Here is a 19,295-nt window from a genome sequence, read left to right on the forward strand (position 1 = left end):
CCCCCGCCGTGGCGAGGGTAGTAGAGGGAATACTTATGAGGCGATTATTCGATGTTGGATTCGATGAACCACAGGAATTTGTCGAGATCGCGGGATGCGGCGGTAAAGATATCGGCGGTATCTTCGTCTTTCGCTTCGCTGATGGCTTTACGCACATCGTTAGCGACGACAGCATAACGGTCTGCCAGTTCTTTCAGATGATCCTGAACGGTATGGATGTCCAGCGGATAGCTTTTCAACGGCGTTTTGCTATTAATAACCTGCGTAGTCCCCAACGCCACACCGCCCAGCTGTACGGCACGCTCTGCCATGGTATCGAGATGGTCGGTCAATGCCGTACGGAAGCCATCCAGCATCTCATGGACGGCAATAAAATTAGCGCCACGCATATTCCAGTGGGCCTGCTTGGTGATCAGTGACAGGTCGATAAACTGGATCACCTGACGATTCAGCAACTCAACCGTTGCTTTCTTATCGCTGTCAGAGACATCGTTGCGGGTATAAAGCAGATTGGACGCTTTTGTTTTTACCAATTTAGCGGTACTCATAATTTCATATCCTCTTGATGTTATGTCCCAGTAATTTACGAGATTCAGTATAGCACCGGTTATGATTCCTGCTTTTCTGGCTCTGCCTATCGCTTTAATAGTATTTAACACCATCGGTATTTAATTGCATTACTATTCATGTAGTTGCGCAAGAGTTAGACCAGCGGTAACAATATTCTGATGCCGACATGAGAAGGCGGATAAATAGTCGGTACGGGGCAGATAGACGGTGGGGAAATATCAGGAAAATACAGGGAAAACAGCGGGAAGATATTCTGCATGGTTATGCAACCATGCAGAAATGTAAAATTAATTTACATCAACCTCTTTTATTTTGCTTTCCCGTCGAATGGTTAACGTCGAGCCCATCGAGGCGGCAATGATCGCGCCAAGCGCCAGCAACTGGACAAACGTGAGCGTTTCGCCCAGAAACAGGATACCTGCCAGTGCGGCCAGTGCGGGTTCCATACTCATCAGCGTGCCAAAGGTGCGCGTAGGCAGACGGGTTAAGGCAATCATCTCCAGCGAGTAGGGGAGCGCCGTCGACAGTACCGCAACCGCCAGACCCAGCGGAATGACAGACCAGTGCCAGAGCGCTTCCCCGGCCTGCACAGCCCCAAGTGGGACGAAAACCAGAGCCGCAATCAGCGAACCTATCGCGACAGTGGCCGGGCCGTGCTCAGCGCCGGCGCGTTGTCCGCTGAGAATATAGATAGCCCAGCAGGCGCCTGCGCCCAGTGCCATGGTGGCGCCGAACAGGTCGACATGCGAAACGTCCTGACCCAGCGGCAGCAGGAACCAGAGTCCGAGAACCGCCAGTACCACCCAGATAAAATCAACGGGGCGTCGCGAAGAGAACAGGGCGACCGCCAGCGGCCCGGTAAACTCCAGCGCGACAGCGATCCCCAGCGGGACCGTCTGAATCGACAGATAGAAGAGGTAGTTCATTCCCCCGAGCGACAGGCCGTAAAAAAGCAGCGGCAGACGCTGCTCTTTGGCAAACCGCAGACGCCATGGCTTGAAGAAGACAATAAGAATCAGCGTGCCTAACGCCAGACGGAGAGCGGTGACACCGGGCGCGCCAACCAGCGGAAACAATGATTTTGCCAGCGATGCGCCGCTCTGGATTGAGGCCATGGCAATAAGCAGTACTAAAACAGGCAGCCAAACTGGCGTTTTACGTGACGACCCTGGCATCCGTTCTCCCGACATAACTGTAGATACACGCCATCCAGCAACTTGCCTGATTTGTGTATAGAAAAGTAAAAGAGGCAGTGTAATGGAAATAACCATCTACGGTTGAGTCTTCGTTGAAAAAAAATTTCTGGAAAGCCGTAAAATGGCGGCAAATTGATGGATTAATGCGCTGGCAGATTAGGAATAATCTGGATGAATGTCCTTTATTATGCGCGTAATAATGGGGCAAATATCTGGAAAAGTGATGTTAATTGAAAGAGATAGCGGTTGATGGAAACGTTCTGTTACATGAAATTGCCCGTTAGACATCACTAATCGCAAAGAGTTTCTCATCAATTTTTGATATATTTAACACTTAGGATTTATTTGAAGCACATTTGAGGTGGTTATGAAAAAAATTGCATGTCTTTCAGCACTGGCCGCTGTTCTGGCTATCTCCGCAGGTTCCGCTGTCGCTGCAACGTCTACCGTTACCGGTGGTTATGCTCAGAGCGATGCTCAGGGCGCGGCGAACAAAATGAACGGTTTCAACCTGAAGTATCGCTATGAGCAGGACAACAACCCGCTGGGCGTAATCGGTTCCTTCACTTACACCGAAAAAGATCGTACTAACGGTGCAGGCGATTACAACAAAACTCAGTACTACGGCATCACTGCTGGTCCGGCTTACCGTCTGAACGACTGGGCAAGCATCTACGGTGTTGTGGGTGTGGGCTACGGTAAATTCCAGGACACCAACTACCCGACGCATAAAGATGACACCAGCGATTATGGTTTCTCTTATGGCGCAGGTGTGCAGTTCAACCCGATCGAAAACGTTGCTCTGGACTTCTCTTACGAGCAGAGCCGTATTCGTAGCGTTGACGTTGGCACCTGGATTGCAGGCGTCGGTTACCGCTTCTAATCACGTCAGTGATATAAAAAATCCGCCTCAAGGGGCGGATTTTTTTTGGATGTATTTCAATAGGTTATCGCGATTTGGTGCTAAAGATATCGGTTCCCAGGTGGTTATAATCCACCTTCTGCAATTTGAAATTGGTGATATACACCGGCCCGGCTTTCTGTTCAGAGATAAACCGGTACTTCATCTTAATCTCTTTTGCGCTGATCCCTGTCCACTGTGAGAAAAAGCCAAGGAAGTCGTTGGCGGAGCGCCGCGCTTTGATGACTTTATGCGCTTTGTCATCGCTGGAGAGCACCATAAACGGGACCTGAAAGTTTTGCTGGAACTGGTCGTCATGCGCCAGATACTGCACTTCCTTCCCGCGCTCTTTAAAGGCGAGACCGTGATCGGAGAAATACGCCAGCGAGAAACTGTCGCCGCTGTTGCGGAGCTGATCGTACAGTTTTCGCAGCAGGTCGTCGGTCTGAGTCATGGTATAGAGATAGCAGGAGGTTTCTTTCGACTGGACGAACGTGTCGTACTTGCCTTTTGTCCGATCGCAGGCCTGTGGATGAGACCCCATCAGATGCAGGACAATCAGCTGCGGCTGGGTGCGTTCCGTTTCCAGCACCTGTGCGGTCATTTTTAACAGCGCCTCGTCCTGGGTGTTTTTGTCCGCCTCGAAGTCACCGTTTTTAAGAAAATGCACTTCATCAGCCCGCTTTGCGATACTGGCGATAGCGGTATCGTATTCGCCGATTTGTCCCTGATTCGAGAACCACCACGTCTGGAAACCGGCGCGGTTTGCCAGCGTGACAAAGTTGTCCTGATACTGCGGCTTATCATCAACGACCCGGTTGAGGGTCAGCCCGAGCGATTTTTGCGTTGACCCGCTGGCCGCGACGTAATCGGCAAACAGGTAGCCGTTAACGCTGCTGGCAAACGGAGTGTTATCCCAGTGACCGCCAAACGCCCCCAGCGCATCACGACGAGCGCTTTCACCGATCACCACCACATAGGTGTGATATTTCGGCTTCACGGCGGTGACAGTCCAGGTGTCTTTCATGCTGGCTAACTTCGCCATGCGCTCCTGCTCGTCAATAACTTCATTGTTATTGACGATGACGTCTTTGGCGAAACGGAACACCGGATAGCCGGTATCCTTTAATTTAAACACGCCGCCCCAGGCCAGGTTCTGTACGGGGGTGACAAAAAAAGCCACGACGCTGAACAGCAGGCACAGGCTGTCATATTTATTCCAGCGTTTCTTCTCTTCGTCAGGTTTGCGACGCACGGCGATCACGCCAAGAGCAAAGATAAACACCCCCATCAGGTAATTATACCAGGGGAAAATCGTCAGGATTTCCGTGGACTCTTCCATATTTGTCGAGTGCAGAGCCAGCAGCGTATTAAAGTTTGGCGATCCGTAGGCCTGGCCGAAAGGAAAGTAACAGGCGGCGACCAGCGAACACACGCCGATCAGCACCTTCTGCGCTTTCGGCGCGCTCCGCCAGAGCAACTGCAATATGCAGGTAAAGGCAAGGGTATACAGCAGACTAAACGGATAGCCCAGCGCCAGGTTGATCAGCAGCGACTGCAAAACATAAAAGCCAGTCCACGGGCTAAGGGCCCGGCTGCGAGCAAGAAGTGAGTCTTTGACGGTTAAATTCATATGCCACTATCGTAAAAACGCCATGTGCTTACCCTGGCGCCAAGGGTCATTACCTGCTGAGAGTGCGTGAAGAGGGAAAGAGGTCCGCATCTGCGAGCCGCAAGTTAGGCAGGGCTGCAAGAAGATAGAGCGTGTGAATGTGAAGGTCAACGGGCAGACAGAAATTGTTTTGCGAAGGGGTTAGCAAATCCGACAAAAAGAAGGGCTATTTTGACATAGGCAGAAGTGTAACGGCCGTAGATGACAGCCAGATGACGCGGCGTACCGCGACGCCGCGTTATTTATCCGAGGGCTTATCCTGCTCAGGTTTGCTGTTGATCATATCGCACAGCATTGAGAGCAGCATTAACCGGACTTTAAAGGGAGAGTGGCTAAACACGCGCATACACCTCTTAAACTCGTTCATATTGACCTCCTGACGTTCTGGTCCCTCGATCCGTGAGAGATGACTGCATTACATACAGATATAGCACAGGCTATATTATATAGCTATTGCTAAAACGTTAATTTTTTGTGCCTGGGCAACTCTGGTTTACAATGGACGCTCTCCAATTAGATGCTGTTAACGCGTCACAGGAATGAGGAAGCAGAATGAGTCGTCGCGCAGGTATGCCAACAACAAAAAAAGTGACGCAGTTAGTGAACGTTGAAGAACACGTCGAAGGGTTTCGTCAGGTGAGAGAGGCGCATCGGCGTGAGCTGATTGACGACTATGTTGAGTTGATTTCTGATCTGATTATCGAAGTCGGTGAAGCGCGTCAGGTGGATATGGCGGCCCGGCTCGGGGTGTCCCAACCCACGGTGGCGAAGATGCTCAAACGCCTGGCCTCGGTGGGATTGATCGAAATGATCCCCTGGCGCGGCGTTTTCTTAACCCCGGAAGGGGAGAAGCTGGCGCAGGAAAGCCGTGAGCGCCATCAGATCGTGGAGAACTTCCTGCTGGTGCTGGGGGTGAGCGCTGAGATAGCCCGTCGCGATGCTGAGGGGATGGAGCATCATGTCAGTCAGGAGACGCTGGACGCATTCCGGCTGTTTACCGAACAACACGGAACTTCCGTTGAATGAACCTGCCTTTATTGCGGGCGTTGAAACGCGACCGTTTTTTTCAGCTATTGATTGTCGTTGGCGTGGCGTTGAGTCTGTGGGTGCCGTTCACGCCACGGACGTGGCCTGGCGCTATTGACTGGCACACCATTATCATCCTGAGCGGCCTGATGTTGCTGACTAAAGGCGTGGAGCTTAGCGGCTATTTCGATGTGCTGGGACGTAAAATGACCCGCCGCTTTGCGACTGAGCGCCGTCTGGCGATGTTCATGGTGCTGGCAGCGGCGCTGCTTTCCACTTTTCTGACCAACGACGTCGCGCTCTTTATCGTCGTGCCACTTACTATCACCCTGAAGAAATTGTGCGCAATACCGGTCAACCGGCTGATTATTTTTGAAGCGCTGGCCGTGAATGCTGGCTCGCTGTTAACGCCCATCGGCAACCCACAAAACATTTTGCTGTGGGGGCGTTCTGGTCTCTCATTTTTTGCCTTTATCAGCCAGATGGCGCCGCTTGCCGTTGCGATGATGGTGACGCTGCTGGTCGTGTGCTGGTTCTGCTTCCCTAATAAGCCGCTGTCGTACCACACCGGCACGCATGCGCCGCAATGGCAGCCGCGACTGGTATGGGGGTGTCTGGGGCTGTACCTCGTTTTTCTGACGGCGCTGGAGTTCAAACAAGAGCTGGTAGGGCTGGCGATTGTCGCGCTGGGGTTTCTGTTACTGGCGCGGCGTGTGGTGTTGAGCGTTGACTGGACGCTGTTGCTGGTGTTTATGGCGATGTTTATTGATGTTCATCTACTGACGCAACTGCCGGCGTTGCAGGGAACGTTAAGTCACGTCGGCTCGCTGTCTGAACCCGGCCTGTGGCTGACGGCAATTGGCCTGTCGCAGTTTATCAGCAATGTTCCCGGCACCATCTTACTGCTGAATTACGTGCCTCCGACCGTGCTGCTGGCATGGGCGGTCAACATCGGTGGATTTGGTTTGTTGCCGGGATCGCTGGCGAATTTGATTGCGCTACGGATGGCAAACGACCGACGCATCTGGTGGCGCTTTCATCTCTATTCACTGCCGATGCTGGTGTGGGCGGCGTTGGTGGGGTATGGGCTGTTACTGCTGAGATAATACCAATTAAAATCAACAAAAAAGGGCGGAAAAATTATCCGCCCTTTATATTGTCCAGATTCGTATCAATTCAGACGAACAGGCATCCCTGAACGGTTCTGAATCGCTTGCTCTACCACGTTCTGGTCAACATCGGCCTGATTGGTGATGTTCTGAATGCTCTTCGACAGGGTAATCGGTACGATTTCGCCGCCTTCAAACTGCGCTTCAGTCGTCGACAGTGGGTTGTGAACTTCGATGTAACGGCTGCCATCAGGCTCAGTGGTTGCTTTTACCGGCTCATCGATAAACTGTACGCGCGTGCCAACAGGCACATTCTGGAACAGGAATTTGATGTCTTCGTTACGCAGACGCACGCAACCGTGGCTCACGCGCAGGCCGATACCGAAGTTGGCGTTGGTGCCGTGAATGGCGTACAGACGCCCAATGTACAGCGCGTACAGACCCATCGGGTTATCCGGACCTGCCGGAACAACGGCAGGCAGCGGTTCACCTGCGGCACGATATTCAGCGTGCATTTTCGCGGTTGGCGTCCAGGTCGGACCGGCTTTCTTACGTTCTACTTTGGTGGTCCAGTTGATAGGCGTGTCTTTACCTAACTGACCAATACCGATAGGCAGGACGATCACCGTATTGGTGCCTTTCGGGTAGTAGTACAGACGCATTTCCGCGCTGTTAATCACGATACCTTCGTGCACGGTGTCCGGCAGAATCAACTGCTGCGGAATATTCAGCACGGTGCCGCCTTTCGGCAGGAAGGTATCCACGCCCGGGTTGGCTTCCAGCATGTTGGAAAGTCCCATCTGGTATTCAGCAGCAAAATATTCCAGCGGCTGCGTGTTACCTTCCGGGATGGTGATCACCTGATTCTGACCAATGACGCGACTACCATCCGTTGGCAGAGGATAGGTGACAGCGGATGCGGTACTGCAAAAGCCGACGACCGCGAGTGCTGCCGCGAAAAACGTTGTTAATTTCATATTCATGTTATGCGAGATTCATTGCCTGGCAGGCTGTTGGGTTGAGAATTCTGTAGTGTTGGGAGCGCATTATATGTGCATTCCTGTTAACAGGGAATTCAGATGTGTACGAAATCACATTTTTTTCCTGTTACCCCAGTGTAGTCGTTGGCGACGAGGCGCGATCTTATTTCAGACTTGTGGCATAATACGCGGTTTGTCACATATTCTTTAGGATACGTCCGTGTTAGTTTCCAGCAACGTCACCATGCAGTTCGGCAGTAAGCCGCTGTTCGAAAACATTTCCGTCAAATTTGGCGGCGGCAACCGTTACGGCCTGATTGGCGCCAACGGTAGCGGTAAATCCACCTTTATGAAAATTCTCGGCGGCGACCTTGAGCCGACGCTGGGTAACGTTTCTCTCGATCCCAACGAGCGTATCGGTAAGCTGCGCCAGGATCAGTTTGCTTTTGAAGAGTTCACGGTGCTCGATACGGTGATCATGGGCCACGGTGAACTGTGGGAAGTGAAGCAGGAGCGCGATCGTATCTACGCCTTGCCGGAGATGAGCGAAGAGGATGGCTACAAGGTGGCCGATCTGGAAGTGAAATACGGCGAGATGGACGGTTACTCGGCTGAAGCGCGCGCCGGTGAACTGCTGCTTGGCGTTGGTATTCCGGTAGAGCAGCACTACGGTCCGATGAGCGAAGTCGCTCCTGGCTGGAAGCTGCGTGTCCTGCTGGCCCAGGCGCTGTTTTCCAATCCGGATATTCTGCTGCTCGACGAACCGACGAACAACCTGGACATCGATACCATTCGCTGGCTGGAGCAGGTGCTGAACGAACGTGACAGCACTATGATCATCATTTCGCACGACCGTCACTTCCTGAACATGGTGTGCACGCACATGGCGGATCTCGATTACGGCGAACTGCGAATTTATCCGGGGAACTACGACGAATATATGACCGCCGCGACGCAGGCGCGCGAACGTCTGCTGGCGGATAACGCCAAGAAAAAAGCGCAGATTGCCGACCTGCAATCCTTCGTCAGCCGTTTTAGCGCCAACGCCTCTAAATCTCGTCAGGCGACGTCTCGTGCCCGTCAGATTGATAAAATCAAACTCGATGAAGTGAAGGCATCCAGCCGTCAGAACCCGTTTATCCGCTTCGAGCAGGACAAGAAACTGTTCCGTAACGCGCTGGAAGTGGAAGCGATCAGCAAAGGTTTTGATAACGGTCCGCTGTTTAAAGGCGTGAACCTGCTGCTGGAAGTCGGTGAGAAACTGGCGGTACTGGGGACCAACGGCGTGGGTAAATCGACGCTGCTGAAAACGCTGGTGGGCGATCTGGACGCCGACAGCGGTACCGTGAAATGGTCGGAGAACGCGCGCATTGGTTATTACGCGCAGGATCACGAATATGAATTCGAAAACGATCTGACGGTCTTCGACTGGATGAGTCAGTGGAAGCAGGAAGGCGATGACGAACAGGCGGTGCGCAGCATCCTTGGTCGTCTGCTGTTCAGCCAGGACGACATCAAAAAGCCAGCTAAGGTGCTGTCGGGTGGTGAAAAGGGTCGCATGCTGTTCGGTAAATTGATGATGCAGAAACCAAACATTCTGGTCATGGATGAACCGACTAACCACCTCGATATGGAATCCATCGAATCGCTGAACATGGCGCTGGAGATGTATCAGGGTACCCTGATCTTCGTTTCTCACGACCGTGAATTTGTGAGCTCGCTGGCGACCCGCGTGCTGGAAATCACCCCAGAGCGCGTGGTGGACTTCAGCGGTAACTACGAAGACTACCTGCGCAGTAAAGGGATCGACAACTAATTTCCCGTCGTCTTTCACGCTGCAGATGCGTTGGCTTCACCTGTTCACCCCGGTCACTTACTTATGTAAGCTCCCGGGGATTCACAGGTTTGCCGCCTTCCTGCAGCGCGAAATACTTAGGGAAAGGAGGCGTGCTCCTGTTCCCTCTCCCCGTAGGAGAGGGTTAGGGTATCAGCCCGCACTACACCACCCATTCACTCTCTTCAACGCCATTCACCAACAGCGTGCGTCTTTCGCCTGCCGGTAACGACACCTTCAGCGCTTTCCACGCCGGACGATAATCCCCGCGGGCGTTCACCTTCAGGTTAATGGTTGCGCCGTCGCATTGCATTTCCCACTCCACCCACAGCGCATTGCCGTTCTGGTAGCCCCAGCTTTCGCCATCGTCTTCAAACAGCATTCCGGTGGTCGTGCCGACGCCCTTCACCGGGAACAGCTTCAGCTCGCGGGTGTTGTCTTTTTCAGCGGACACATGGGTAATACGCTCGCTTAACGGCAGACCCGCCCCGGCGCGTACCAGCAGCGGCAGTTTTTCCAGCGGCGCATCGCGGGTGATCCACTGACCGCCAGAGAACCACTCGTGAGTGTAAAAATCGTACCAGCCGGTTTCGTTATCCGGCAGCCAGACGCGGCGCTCACGCTGACCCGCTTCTACCACGCTTGCCACCAGCAGGTCGCGGCCTAGCAGGAAGTCATCGCATTCTTCAAAGGTCTGCGCGTCATGCTCGTGGTCGAGGAACGTCGGACGTAGCATCGGTTCGTCATCGGCATGCGCCTGCCAGAGCAGGGTGTAGAGATAGGGCAGCAGCCGATAACGCAGCACTATCGCACTGCGAATGGCTGGCGTCACGCCCGGATACATCCATGGCTCGTTCACCGTATGATCGTCATTCCACGAGTGAATGGTAAAGCGTGGATGCATCACCCCATTCTGTACCCATCTTACGAACAGTTCGGCGTCGGGTTTATCGCCAGAGAATCCGCCGACATCGTGACCGACGTTGAACAGCCCGGAAAGACTCATTCCCAGCCCCATGCGGGTGTTATAACGCAGAGTATCCCAACTGGTGCGGTTATCGCCGCTCCAGGTCTGAACGTAACGTTGCATACCGGCGCAACCCGAGCGGGAAATCAGATACGGTCGCTTATCCGGGGCAAAACGCTGTTGCGCTTCCAGCGAGGCGCGCATCATCAGTAACGGCATCACCGGGCGAATGTGTTTGATGGCAATTTCCTTGCCAAAGCCGTAACAGCGCGCTTCGCCGTCCCACACTTCGAACTCGTTGTTATCGTTCCAGGTGGAGTCGATGCCCATCTCCAGCAGTTGCGTCGTCACACCGTTCTGCCACCACTGAATGGTCTCCGGGTTGGTAAAGTCGAGGTGCGATCCTTCGTCATCCCAGAAACTGGAACGTTCCGGTGAATCGGTTTCTGAATCACGAATAAACAGGCCGCTTTCCGCGACGTCGTTATAGCGAGGATGATCCTGCAACAGACAGGGCTTGATGTTGGCAGCAAGCTTCAGCCCGGCATCGTGGAATGCCTGACTCATCACTTTAGGTTGCGGCACTTTGTCGTAGTTCCAGTTAAAGACATAGCGCTTACCGTTAATTGAGGTATATCCCGACGAGAGCTGGAACGAGTCGCACGGAATCGCGTGTTCTTCACACAGTCGGATAAAGTTCATGAGCTGGTTTTGCGCGTCCGGCGCGTCGGTATAGTGCATCGTGGAACCGCTGTACCCCAGACTCCACTTCGGCCCGAATAGCGTTTTCCCGGTCAGGCGCACAAAAGCTTTAGTGACGTCCAGGACCCGTTTGCCGGTAAACAGGTAGTAATCAATATCGCCTGCTTCCGCCTGCCAGCGGCGATAAGCGGTGTGATAATTATCGATCTCGTTCCCCAAATCCAGCCAGCAACTGCTCAGGTTGTCGTAAAACAGGCCGTAGCTCACGTCGTCGCGGCGGGTGAGAGTGAACGGGATGTGTTTATACAGCGGGTCGGTGCTCACGGCGTTGTAACCCATCGCATCCAGATTACGCATTTCATAGCGCTTATCGTTACGCTGCAGATCGCCGGCTTTTTCACCCAGACCGTAAAAACGTTCATCTTTACGCCGACTCAGGTAATGCGCCACGCCGTCACCGTGGGCGTTCAGAAGGTAGGCGCTGGTGGCGCGATCGTTGACCAGCGACTGCCAGGCGCCGGCATCGTTACGATATTCCCACTCCAGCCACAGTGGTTGATGGACGGTGACGCGCAGTTGGTGGGTCGACACCGTCACGCTATCGTCCTGCTGTGAAAGCGTCCAGTCCGGGCAACTGAAACCGCTGATGTCGTCGCGGTGCCGACCTTCCCACGGTACGTCTTTTTCAGGCGCGATGCTCCAGGTTCGGTCCAGCGCCAGTTCACCTTTGCGTTTGATCAGCACACGGAAGAGATTTTCTTCCAGTACGTAAAGACACAGACGGTGCTGTTTATCCACCACCAGTTCAAGGTGAGTGGCCGATTGTTTATCAAGGGTCCAGTTTTTCAGGGTTTTCATATGCAATACATCCACGATCAGGCGCGCTTGGCGCGACGTTCAGCAATAAATGCCACCAGGAAAACAGCGCCAATCAGGTCAAAGAAACCCATGGCAATGAAGAGGGGGTTAAAGCCGATTTTGTCAGCCGTAACACCAATCAAAAGAGAGAACAGGAAGCTGGCGATCCACGCCGCCGAACCGCGCATACCGTTAACGGTGGCCATCTGACCTTTATCAAACGACTCGACAACGAGCGCACTCAGCATGCAGGAGATGATCTGATGTCCGAAGCCGCCAATAGAGATCAGGATAATGGTGATATACGGGTCGCGGGTAATGACCACAATGGCCAGAGAGATCATCAGGAACGCGCCCGTCACGGAACTGGCTACGACCGAGTTAACGCGGGAGCAGCCGAACCAGCGGGTATACAGACGCGTCAGGTAGCCACTCGCTACGCTGCCGAGATCGGCGGCCAGGAACGGTAGCCAGGCAAACATCGCGATCTGCTTCAGATCCATACCGTGTTCTTTGGCGAGATACAGCGGCACCCAGAAGCTCAGTACGGCCCAGGCAGGCTCCGCCATAAAAGCCGGGATGGCGATACCATAGAATCGTTTGTTTTTTGAGACGGTTTTTAACGCTGTCAGGAAAGGCAGCTTGACGGCTGGTGGTTCGTTATCCTGCTTAATAAAGTCCAGTTCATCTTTACTCAGATTCGGATGCTGTTCCGGGTTGTGATAGAACGCCCACCACAGGACGACCCACACCAGCGCCAGCACACCGGTAAACATAAACGCACCCTGCCAGCCAAACGAGGCGTGCGCGAAGTAGATGATAGGCGGCGCGAGCATCGCGCCAATCGAGAAACCCACGCCAGCCCAGCCGGCAGCGACGGGACGCTCTGATTTCGGAAACCATTCGCCGATTGTTTTCGCGTTGGCCGGGGTGGCGGCCGCTTCTGAAGCCCCCATAAAAAAGCGCAGAATCGCAAGGTGCAACCAGCTTCCTGCACCGGCATGAAAAATACACATGAGCGCCCAGATGCCAGCGCAAACCATGAAGCCAATTTTCAAACCAATCACGTCGATCAGCCATCCGCATAACGGCTGGAAAATGGTGTAGGCAATCTGAAATGCGCCGACAATCCACGAATATTGCTCGGTTGTGATGCCCAGGCTCTCTTTCAGTTCCGGTGCCAGAATGCCTAATGAATTTCGGGTGATGTAGTTAACGGTGACGCCGAGTAAAAAAAGTACCAGCACATACCAGCGCAGATTTTTTATGACGCGACGGGGCTTGCTTGTCGCAACCGTATTGTTGATGTCCTGACTCATTTTCTGTCTCCACAAGACGGACGGTAGGGGGATGAATGTTTAAAATGTCATACGGTTATCGCTTTAGTTTTTATTGCGTTAAGCGATGAAGTTGCTATACAACTAGTATGGAAGCTGTATGACAAATTCACCTTAAGGGAGAAAATGGGCGACCAATAGCAGAATTTGTGCAAGCTTTCTCATCAATGCACGCAGTCATCTGCCACTATTCATTCGAAGCGAGTCAGAGCTTCAATTTCAGGTCGTGAAAATTTTTTCATGAGGCAAGTGGAGCAAGATCACAAAATGGATAAAAGGTTAAAAATCAGGGAAATTGCCGCCCGAACGCAGCTCTCGATCAGCACCGTTTCGCGTGTGCTGGCGGGTAAGTCCAACACCAGCGACAACGCCCGGCGTCTCGTGCTGGAATGCGCACGTGAACTGGGGGTGATGGAGGGGATGGCGGCAGGACGTCTGCTACTCAATAGCCTGATGATCTTTGCGCCACAGCGGGCATTTGATGAGCGGTCCGACATCTTTTATTACCGTGTGATCCAGAGTGTGAATAAAGGACTGGCTTCGCACGAAGTCCGGTTGCGCTACTGCGCTCTTGAGGAACATGACAGTGATGCGCAATTGTTTCTGGCGCGAATGAACGAACCGGATACGCATGCCGCTATTTTGCTGGGGATCGACGATCCGCATATTCATGATTTAGCCGTTGATGTCGGAAAACCGTGCCTGTTGATTAACTGTCGCGATCGGCTCATGCGTCTTCCCGTGGTGGCACCCGATCATCGGGCGATCGGTGAACGAGCGGCGGGCTATCTGTTTGAAATGGGGCATCGTGAGGTGATGAACGTTCTCTGCCTGCGCCGATACACAATGGAGCTGCGCTTAGCAGGGATCCGCGATGCGTGGCGGTCACATAACATGAAGTTCACTGACGACCGCGATCTGCTGGTCGCCACAAATTTTAGCGCCAGAGAGACAGAACAACTGGTCAGTGAATGGATCAGCGAGAGAAAAGGGCAAGATTTACCCACCGCCTTTTTAGTCGGGGGAGATTTTATGGCGGCAGGGGTCATCAGCGCGCTGCAAAAACGGGGATTACGTGTCCCTCAGGATATCTCGGTGATGAGTATCGATGGTTTTAATCTGGCGTCGATTCAGGATGTCCCCTTAACAGCAGTTCATGTTCCTCGGGATGAGTTGGGGACAGAAGCAGTGTATATGCTCCAGCAACGTCTGGTGCGCCCGGAGGCGCCAGTCAGTTCGTTGTTACTCAATGGTACGCTTGCGGTACGGGAGTCGGTCCGGCGGATACGTCAGGGGAAACGACGCACCGCCGTTGAACAGGAAGGTCTGTATGATCGTTAACTCATCCCCAGCGCGCGCTTGCCGTGGATATTCAAATCCGCCAGCGTGAAGCGGCCTTCCCAGTCTGTTTCGTAATCCTCTCGCGGGAAATCGCCCGGTGACGCGCCTTTCTCCAGCGCGGCCTTCACGCTGTGCGCATAGGCCAGATTTTTCTCGCACAGCGGGGCGGCGGGAATATACATCACATTGCCCCAGCCCTGCTGATTGTCGACCGGCGCCACGGAGTGAATCACATCGCAATGCCACCAGACGGAATCGCCTGCTTCCAGTGGCGGAATACTGGTAAGCGCCTCAATCAACAAAGGATGCCATTGTTCGGATATCGGCAGTACCCGCCCTGGCGCCACGCCACACAGTTCATCTTCCGGAACATCATCGAGCAAAGGACGTAAAAGCACATAGGCCATGGCTTCCGGAATGGGGACGACATGCAGTAAACCCTGACCGGGCAACATATCCGACAGTGCGGTCCAGCCCTGGAAGGTGCGAAATACTGAACATTTGGTGGTGTTGTCCACCGTATACTCTTCCACTTCCGTACGATGGGCGGCCTGCCACGGATCGTATTCCGCCAGCTTGCCGTTAAACACATTCGCGAAGACGCGCTGATAGGCCGGCAGCAGCCAGCGTTCCAGCGCGCCGGAATCGGTGTGCGCGCCCAGCCCTTTTGACGTGGTTCCCGGTGGACGGCGACGGATCCTGTCTGGGTAGATCACGCTGACATCCGGGTTAAACCACTGCTTGCCCTCGCTTTCAAAGGTCCACAGACGGTTGAGGAACGACTGCACGTTAGCCATCTCTTCACTCTGTCTGGCCTGCATTTGCGCCTGCGACCAGTAGATCGGATAAATCTCCGGACGCGAAGCGGTGAGGGTGCCAAAGAAGTTATCGCCGGGGCCTTTGTACACCTCGTCAAAACGGTTTCTGTCCAGATAGTCCAGCATCGACTGATCCCAGGCCAGCGCCTGCTCACGTGGGAAGTGACCTTTGATGACCGCACAGCCGCGACGTTTGATCTGTTCGCGCTGCTGCGCCGTGACGGTGCCAGCGTTGATATCGGCATACGATAGCTCAGGCCACACCGGGGCGCCCTGTGCGTTAAGTGCGTTGATTTCCGCCACGCGGGTGGCAATGGTATCGCTAATCTGGCTGAAGATCTGTTGGACGTCGCCGAGCTGCGCCCGCAGTTCCTGCTTCATCTGACGGATCGCCGCTTTATGGTCGACCGGTAATGTGTCGCTTGTGAAGGAAAAAGCCATAACCACCTCGCATAACTTTCATTCGAAACTTATTTTTCTTACAGGTGATAATATAAGTTATAAAAAAGTTAATGCAAGTTTAAAATGTTGAGGTGGCAAACAGGGGGGAAGAAAATAAAACCGGAACAGGGTGTTCCGGTTATTGCCGTCACACGTTGAAAGGGGCGGTGTTATCCAGCACGGCCTGAATCACGTTCAGCGCGCCGTCATGGTTATTGTCATCCGTCTGAAAGCGGGCGATTGCTTTGATACTGTCGGTGGCATTCGCCATAGCGAAAGCGTAGTGCGCCATTTTCAGCATTTCTGCATCATTGCCGCTGTCGCCAATCGCCACGACTTCTTTTGGTGAAAGGTTCCACCGTTTCAGCAATCGGCTGATGCCATTCGCTTTGTGCAGCCCGGGAATGATCAGATCGATAAAGCCGAAACCGCTGGTCACGGGTTTCATAATGCCGTCCAGCGCCGTGTGCAGGTGGTCGATAACCAACGGGATCTGCTGGTCTGGCAGATTCAGCGAGAACTTAAACAGCACGTCGTCGATGTCATGATAGTCCTTCACCGGCTTCAGGCGGTGGTAGTGCTTCGACATCAGTGCGACAAAGGGTTCCGGCGCGTTTTCACTGACGTACGCGCTTTGCAGACCGCAGGCCACAAAGTTGAGCTGTTTATCTTTCAGCAATTCGCCCATCACAACCTGAGATTCGTGACGCGTGAGTTCGCCGTGAAAAAGCTGTTTGCCATGCTCAAACACCAGCGCGCCGTTTTCGGCAACGAAAGAGATCTCGTCTTTGAGTTCGGGGAAGAAAGAGATGAGCTGGTAATACTGATTGCCGCTGGCGACGACGAATTCAATGTTGCGTTTTTTTAGCTCATGGTACTGCGCCATAAATCGTGCGTGATCGTACTTTTTGGCGTCATTGAGAAAAGTACCGTCCATATCGGTGACGATAACTTTAACGGTCATATAAAGCTCCTGGCTCAAAACTGCGACCAGAAACATTTTAATAACAATGTGACCTAAAGCACAAATTTATTTCGAATGAAAGCGGTGAAGAGGGACGAGTAGGCCGGATAAGACGCTTTGTGTCGCCATCCGGCCTACGGGGAGAATTACAGCATATGTTCGGTACGGGCGATGATATCGTCCTGCGCGTCCGGTGAAAGTGCAGTGAAGAACGCGGAATAACCGGCGACACGGACCACCAGATCACGGTACTGATCAGGATGTTTTTTCGCCTCCAGCAAGGTTTCGCGCGACACGATGTTGTACTGAATGTGCCAGCCTTTGTGCTCTTCAAAGAAGGTGCGCAGCAGGATCATCAGTTTCTGCTTGTCGGATTCATTTTCCAGCGTTGCCGGGTTCAGCTTCTGGTTTAACAGTACACCGCCCAGAATCGAACCGGTAGGCAGTTTACCGACCGAGCCAATCACCGCCGTTGGACCCAGATGGTCAGTACCGGACGCCGGGCTTGCCCCTTCGGCCAGTGGAGTATGGGCTTTACGCCCATCTGGTGTGGCCATAGTCGCTGCGCCGAACGGCACGTTTGCCGAGATAGACGAGGTGCCCGCGTAATAATTGCCGCCGACCGGACCACGTCCGTAGCGTGGGTTATGGTACTGCTTCAGTTCATCAATATAGGTCTGGTAAGCGCGAGCCAGCAGGGTGTCGACCGTGTCATCATCGTTGCCATACTTCGGCGCGCTGTTGATTAAACGCTGACGCAACTGCTCATGAGTCAGGCCGTCAAAATCATCCGCCAGCGCGGCCGCAAGCTGTTGCTGACCGATGGCCCCCTGTTCAAAGACCAGTTTTTTCACCGCGGCCAGGCTGTTGCCGAGGTTGGCGATACCCACCTGCAAGCCGGATACCCAGTCATACTTCGCCCCACCTTGTTTAATGCTCTTCGCCCGTTCGATGCAGTCATCCACCAGTGCCGAGCAGAGAATATCGTGCACGTTCTCTTCAAGCATGGTGTCGACCACATACTCAATCTCAATCGATTTACGCGTGTAGTAGCGGATTTGCGCATCCCATGCGGCCATCACCTCATCGAAATTGTTGAAGTTACCGGCGGAAAGCGCTTTTTCCTGCGGCAGGAAGACTTTCCCGCTGGTGGCGTCACGACCGCCTTCCAGCGCGGCGAGCATCACGCGGGCAAAGTTGATAAAGCTCATGCCGGTGCAGCGGTAGCCCCACTTGCCGCCGACCGCGGTTTCGATACAGCCGATCGCTGCGTAATCGTAGGCGTCCTGCGGCTCAATTCCGAGTTTGATAAATTCCGGGATGACAATTTCATCGTTGTTAAATGCTGGCATCCCAAAGCCACAGCGGATCACCTGCACGCAGGCGTCGAGGAAGTCATTGCTCATCCCGGCGTGATAACGCACGCTGAGGTTAGGCTGAGTGGAGCGCAGACGACCGCACGATTCAAGGATCGCGTAAGAGAGCGGATTGACCGCATCCATCGGTTGACCGTTAACCAGGCTTTGTCCGCCAATGGTGACGTTCTGATAGAGGGGGCTGCCTGCAGAGGCTTTAGAGTGCGATCCGGAACGGATTTTGTTCACTTCCAGCAGCTTAAGCCAGCAGCTGTGAAGCAGTTCAATGGCGTGTTCGCGGTCCAGCGACTGGTTCAGCTCCACGTCACGGCGGTAGTACGGATAAAGATACTGGTCCATACGCCCGAACGACACCGAGTGACCATTGGACTCAATTTGCAGAATCAACTGGATGAAGTAGCACAGTTGCAGCGCCTGCCAGAAAGTTTGCGGCGGCTGGTGGGCGATCAGATCGCAGTTTTCCGCTATCGCCAGCAGTTCGTTACGACGGCTGATACGCGTCTCTTCACTCGCCATTTTACGTGCCAGTTCGGCGAAGCGGGCGATGTGGTCACTGACGGCAACCAGCACAATATCAATGGCTTTCAGGAACTGCTCGCCATGCAGATCCTCGAGAACAGTCAGGTTAATACGAGAACGGCGCTCTGCGACTTTTTCCCGCAGGCCGTCAATGCCTTTTTCCAGCAGCAGCGGGAAGTTCACCGCCAGGTGTGCGTCACCGGAGGTCATGTTGCCTTCAGCTTTGATAATACCGGTTTCCAGCAACCCTTTTTGCTCATCGGTAAACATGCCGTAGCAGCGGTCCTGAACGGTCTGGCCGCGCCACCACGGGCACACGGCATGCAGGACGCGCTTGTTCTCTTCACTGACCGCAAAACCAGCCCCTGGTCTGTCCGCCAGGTCGTCGATTTCTTTTTCAATCCATGACACGGTGTATTCCGGGAAGATCGGCGCGGCGCGGACTTCGCTTGCCTGGTTACCGATGATCAGCTCGTCGTGTTTGATCCAGATGGTTCGTTGTGCCAGATGATGTGCCAGCGCCAGCGCGCGGCGTACCGGAATCGGCTTGTCCAGATGCTGCTGGTACATTTCAGTGTAATGCTGCGCGCGTTCGGTACAGACCGGTGGTTTGACGATATGCACCAGCGCGGTTTTGTGTGCTTTGATGCGGTCGCTGAGCGTATCCAGTTTCAGTTGGGTCAT

16 protein-coding genes are annotated in these 19,295 nt (G+C 53.7%); 6 read left to right on the forward strand and 10 right to left on the reverse strand.

The features are described 5' to 3' along the window. Window positions 1-44 precede the first annotated feature (44 nt). Both dps and rhtA read right to left on the reverse strand, forming a co-directional pair. Entirely contained in the window at window positions 45-548 is a 504-nt protein-coding gene (gene dps, locus AOY24_RS17685) for a DNA starvation/stationary phase protection protein Dps (protein ID WP_042320427.1), read from the reverse strand. Window positions 549-857: 309 nt separating this feature from the next. Next, window positions 858-1,745, reverse strand: a complete 888-nt coding sequence (gene rhtA / locus AOY24_RS17690) for a threonine/homoserine exporter RhtA (RefSeq protein WP_043001272.1) — start codon at window positions 1,743-1,745, stop codon at window positions 858-860. Between the two features lie 270 nt (window positions 1,746-2,015). Here rhtA and AOY24_RS25030 point away from each other — a divergent pair, with 270 nt between their 5' ends. Then, complete coding sequence (locus AOY24_RS25030; RefSeq protein ID WP_125340082.1) at window positions 2,016-2,060, forward strand: hypothetical protein; 45 nt, start codon at window positions 2,016-2,018, stop codon at window positions 2,058-2,060. 73 nt (window positions 2,061-2,133) lie between these two features. Continuing rightward, window positions 2,134-2,649 (forward strand): outer membrane protein OmpX, encoded by a 516-nt coding sequence (gene ompX / locus AOY24_RS17695; protein WP_043001271.1) that lies wholly within the window; start codon window positions 2,134-2,136, stop codon window positions 2,647-2,649. Window positions 2,650-2,713: 64 nt separating this feature from the next. On the opposite strand, the gene AOY24_RS17700 is transcribed toward ompX, so the two are convergent. Together AOY24_RS17700 and mntS are read right to left on the reverse strand one after the other, a co-directional pair. Further along, window positions 2,714-4,300 carry a phosphoethanolamine transferase gene (locus tag AOY24_RS17700; protein ID WP_054177083.1) on the reverse strand — a complete coding sequence of 529 codons (1,587 nt, stop codon included), beginning with the start codon at window positions 4,298-4,300 and terminating at the stop codon, window positions 2,714-2,716. A gap of 277 nt (window positions 4,301-4,577) precedes the next feature. After that, window positions 4,578-4,706, reverse strand: a complete 129-nt coding sequence (gene mntS / locus AOY24_RS17705; RefSeq protein ID WP_043001269.1) for a manganase accumulation protein MntS — start codon at window positions 4,704-4,706, stop codon at window positions 4,578-4,580. Between the two features lie 185 nt (window positions 4,707-4,891). Here mntS and mntR point away from each other — a divergent pair, with 185 nt between their 5' ends. Both mntR and AOY24_RS17715 read left to right on the forward strand, forming a co-directional pair. Continuing rightward, window positions 4,892-5,365, forward strand: coding sequence for a manganese-binding transcriptional regulator MntR (gene mntR, locus AOY24_RS17710; RefSeq protein ID WP_043001268.1), 474 nt, complete (start codon window positions 4,892-4,894; stop codon window positions 5,363-5,365). Further along, window positions 5,362-6,471, forward strand: coding sequence for an anion transporter (locus AOY24_RS17715; protein WP_044264246.1), 1,110 nt, complete (start codon window positions 5,362-5,364; stop codon window positions 6,469-6,471). The genes mntR and AOY24_RS17715 overlap by 4 nt, the downstream gene beginning before the upstream one ends. 65 nt (window positions 6,472-6,536) lie before the next feature. Here the strand turns inward: AOY24_RS17715 and ldtB are convergent, their stop codons facing one another. Continuing rightward, window positions 6,537-7,457, reverse strand: coding sequence for a L,D-transpeptidase (ldtB, locus tag AOY24_RS17720; protein WP_042320414.1), 921 nt, complete (start codon window positions 7,455-7,457; stop codon window positions 6,537-6,539). Between the two features lie 217 nt (window positions 7,458-7,674). On the opposite strand from ldtB, the gene AOY24_RS17725 reads away from it, so the two are divergent. Next, window positions 7,675-9,270: an ABC-F family ATPase gene (locus AOY24_RS17725; RefSeq protein ID WP_044256415.1), complete on the forward strand. Its 1,596-nt coding sequence runs from the start codon at window positions 7,675-7,677 to the stop codon at window positions 9,268-9,270. Window positions 9,271-9,451: 181 nt separating this feature from the next. On the opposite strand, the gene AOY24_RS17730 is transcribed toward AOY24_RS17725, so the two are convergent. Both AOY24_RS17730 and AOY24_RS17735 read right to left on the reverse strand, forming a co-directional pair. Continuing rightward, window positions 9,452-11,815 (reverse strand): TIM-barrel domain-containing protein, encoded by a 2,364-nt coding sequence (locus AOY24_RS17730; protein WP_054177084.1) that lies wholly within the window; start codon window positions 11,813-11,815, stop codon window positions 9,452-9,454. Window positions 11,816-11,832: 17 nt separating this feature from the next. After that, window positions 11,833-13,134 carry an MFS transporter gene (locus tag AOY24_RS17735; RefSeq protein WP_054177085.1) on the reverse strand — a complete coding sequence of 434 codons (1,302 nt, stop codon included), beginning with the start codon at window positions 13,132-13,134 and terminating at the stop codon, window positions 11,833-11,835. A 285-nt stretch (window positions 13,135-13,419) separates the two neighbouring features. Here AOY24_RS17735 and AOY24_RS17740 point away from each other — a divergent pair, with 285 nt between their 5' ends. Next, the gene (locus AOY24_RS17740) at window positions 13,420-14,493 is read left to right on the forward strand and encodes a LacI family DNA-binding transcriptional regulator (protein WP_043001263.1); all 1,074 of its coding nucleotides are present in this window, start codon (window positions 13,420-13,422) and stop codon (window positions 14,491-14,493) included. On the opposite strand, the gene AOY24_RS17745 is transcribed toward AOY24_RS17740, so the two are convergent. The 3 genes from AOY24_RS17745 to AOY24_RS17755 form a co-directional block, all read right to left on the reverse strand. Further along, complete coding sequence (locus AOY24_RS17745; protein WP_043001262.1) at window positions 14,490-15,752, reverse strand: DUF1479 domain-containing protein; 1,263 nt, start codon at window positions 15,750-15,752, stop codon at window positions 14,490-14,492. The two genes, AOY24_RS17740 and AOY24_RS17745, sit on opposite strands and share 4 nt — an antisense overlap. 148 nt (window positions 15,753-15,900) lie before the next feature. Next, on the reverse strand, window positions 15,901-16,716 hold the full coding sequence (locus AOY24_RS17750) for a Cof-type HAD-IIB family hydrolase (RefSeq protein WP_054177086.1): 816 nt from the start codon (window positions 16,714-16,716) through the stop codon (window positions 15,901-15,903). 146 nt (window positions 16,717-16,862) lie between these two features. Continuing rightward, window positions 16,863-19,295 (reverse strand): glycyl radical protein, encoded by a 2,433-nt coding sequence (locus AOY24_RS17755; RefSeq protein WP_054177087.1) that lies wholly within the window; start codon window positions 19,293-19,295, stop codon window positions 16,863-16,865.

Source organism: Citrobacter sp. CtB7.12 (genome assembly GCF_001297795.1).
Taxonomy (GTDB): Bacteria; Pseudomonadota; Gammaproteobacteria; order Enterobacterales; family Enterobacteriaceae; genus Citrobacter_A; species Citrobacter_A amalonaticus.